The organism is Chitinophaga sp., from assembly GCF_036569125.1.
Lineage (GTDB): Bacteria > Bacteroidota > Bacteroidia > Chitinophagales > Chitinophagaceae > Chitinophaga.
Genome location: NZ_DATCRF010000441.1, coordinates 1 through 2643, shown reverse-complemented (window position 1 = coordinate 2643; position 2643 = coordinate 1). Strand labels below are relative to the sequence as shown.

At 47.7% G+C, this 2643-nt stretch carries 3 protein-coding genes; all 3 read left to right on the top strand.

Features of this window, described 5'->3' with window-relative positions; genetic code table 11:
* A partial coding sequence (locus VIM87_RS16465) for a hypothetical protein (RefSeq protein WP_331998052.1) occupies positions 1–471 on the top strand: 471 nt, incomplete at its 5' end.
* A 164-nt stretch (positions 472–635) separates the two neighbouring features.
* Positions 636–1634, top strand: coding sequence for an MlaD family protein (locus VIM87_RS16460; RefSeq protein ID WP_331998051.1), 999 nt, complete (start codon positions 636–638; stop codon positions 1632–1634).
* A gap of 11 nt (positions 1635–1645) precedes the next feature.
* Positions 1646–2643, top strand: a 998-nt coding sequence (locus VIM87_RS16455; protein ID WP_331998050.1) for an OstA-like protein, incomplete at its 3' end; no start/stop codon positions are given.

Here is a 2643-nt window from a genome sequence, read left to right as displayed (position 1 = left end):
TACCTGAACTCAGCCAACGGGCAGCAGGAAACCGCCCAGTGCATCTTTAAAGCCATAAAACGTTATAAAGAAGAGCTGGAACGTTTTGGTAACTTCAAAGAAGAGCAGGCCGCACCACCGCCGCAACCGGTAGTACCGCAGCCCGTCGTGCAGCCCGTGATTGAAACCGGTTACAAGCAACCCAGGAAAACCTCTGCCACCGCTGCCTCCTCCTCTCTTATGTATAAGGTGCAGCTGCTGGTAAGCGATAAAAATTATTCTGCCAAGTCCCCCATTTTCAAAAAAATGGGGGGCCCTATAAAACAGGAGCGGGTGATCATTAACCGGAAAAAATTTAACAAATATATATGGGGCAGCTTCCGAACGGAACCGGAGGCCGGGGCTGCCTTGCGAAAGGCCAAGCGGATGGGCTTTAAAGATGCGTTCATCGTCCCATACAAGAATGGCCTGAAGTTAGAAGCACAGATGTAATGTAATCCCCGACCAGCAAGCACCCCAAGTAATAATTACCCCTATCCTTTTTACCCTATCACCTGATCCTTACTAAATTATAACTAACCGCCGGAGCTAAAAATTGGAATTTGGTACCGGGAGTTGGATTTTCGATTACTTTTGCAGCAACGTATACGTATCTCATGATAAAAGTATCTAATGAAACCAAAGTGGGAGTGCTAACTGTAGTCGCTATTGTCCTGCTGGTATTAGGCTTTAATTTATTGAAAGGAAAAAGCCTCTTTTCATCCGATAAAACTATTTACGCTGTATACAAGCAGGTGAATGGTTTGCAGCCCTCTAACTTTGTGCAGGTCAACGGTTTGAAAGTGGGAAGCGTATCAGACCTCAACATCCTGGATAACAACGCCGGCCGCATCCTGGTAACCCTCCGTATCACAAAAGATGTGGAAATACCCCGTAACTCCGTGGCCCGCATTACCGGCGACCTGTTAGGCACTAAAGCCGTACAGATCGACTTTGGTAACGCCAACGATTATCTGAAATCAGGCGATACCATTTATGCCGCTGTAGACGGTTCCATTACAGATGCGCTCAAAGAACAGCTGAACCCCCTGGTTAAAAAGCTGGAAACCACCCTCTCCGCAGTGGATTCCGTATTACTAACGGTGAACGCTATATTTGATACTACCACAGAAGGCAATCTTCGTGTAGCCGTGGCCCACCTGAAAAATACCATGGGTAATTTTTCTGCCACCTCCAGCTCTCTGAACCGTATGATGGACCCTGAAAAGGGTAATGTACAGGCTACCTTTAATAACCTGGCGGCTATTTCCGAGAATCTGAAAAATAATAATGATAAGATAACCGGCATTCTTACCAATGCCGAGAAAGCCACCGGTACCCTGGCCAACGGGCAGCTGGATTCTTCCCTGCAGGACCTGCAGCATACCGTGGCCAACCTGAACCAGATGACCAGCAAGCTTAATAGCACAGATGGTTCCCTGGGCCTGCTGATGAATGATAAAAAGGTGTACAACAACCTGCAAACCTCCCTGGGCAGCCTGAATAAGCTGCTGGAAGATCTGCGCGTAAACCCGAAACGGTATGTACACTTCTCGCTGTTTGGCAAAAAAGATAAAGTAAAGCCCCTCCCTTCTGATACGGTAACGGCTCAATGATGATTTGTAAAATGCAGCAATTTATAAGATATGGCCTTGTTCTCATTGGCATTTACCTGTTGGGAATAATGGGGGCGGCAGCGCAGCAGAAAACCGGGGACAGCACTTCCGTTATTCACATCCTGCATGCAGATACGCTGAACAATATTACCCGCGATTCCGTGCAGCTGGCCCGTTTTATCGGGAATGCCTCTTTCCGGCAGGGTAACACCATTATCTCCTGCGACAGCGCTTTTAAGAACAGCCGCTCCAACCAGCTGGACGCCTACGGTCACGTACATATTAACCAGGCCGACAGTGTACAGGTGTATGGCGATTACCTGCATTATGAAGGCAATACCAAACTGGCTACACTGAAAGGGAATGCCCGCTTAACAGATGGCAAGGTGAACATCTCCGGCCCTGAGCTGCAATATGATATGAATGCCCGCATTGGTACCTACACACAGGGCGGTAAATTAATTAACGGCACCAGTACGCTTACCAGTAAAGAAGGTTTTTATTATGCAGATACCAAGGATGTATATTTTAAATACAATGTGCTGCTGGTAGATCCCTCCTATACCCTTACCACCGATACCTTACTATATAATACCGATACCAAAATTGCCACCATGGTAGCGCCTACTACCATTAATGATGGCAAAACCATTATGTACACCACCTCCGGTTACTACAACACGGAGAGCGGTTATGGCAACTTTGGCAACCGCCCCACTATTGTGGACAGCGCCAGCACCATTACTGCGGATAATATTGAAACCGATAAGGTTACCGGTTACTCTTACGCTACAGGTAACATGGTGTACAGGGATACCGCCAATAAAATGTCGCTGCTTTCCAACTACGGCAAGGTGAACCAGGCTAATAAAACCGTGCTGGCCACCCAGCACCCCCTGCTGATCCTGGAACGTGATAAGGATACCCTGTACATGGTAGCCGATACGCTTTTTTCAGGGATAATGAGGGGCGACAGCATTATAACGGCGCCGGTTAAACGCCCGGGGGT

Excerpts from the sequence above, each read along its gene's own strand:
- VIM87_RS16460 (WP_331998051.1), top strand. The coding sequence starts at position 636 with ATGATAAAAGTATCTAATGAAACCAAAGTGGGAGTGCTAACTGTAGTC.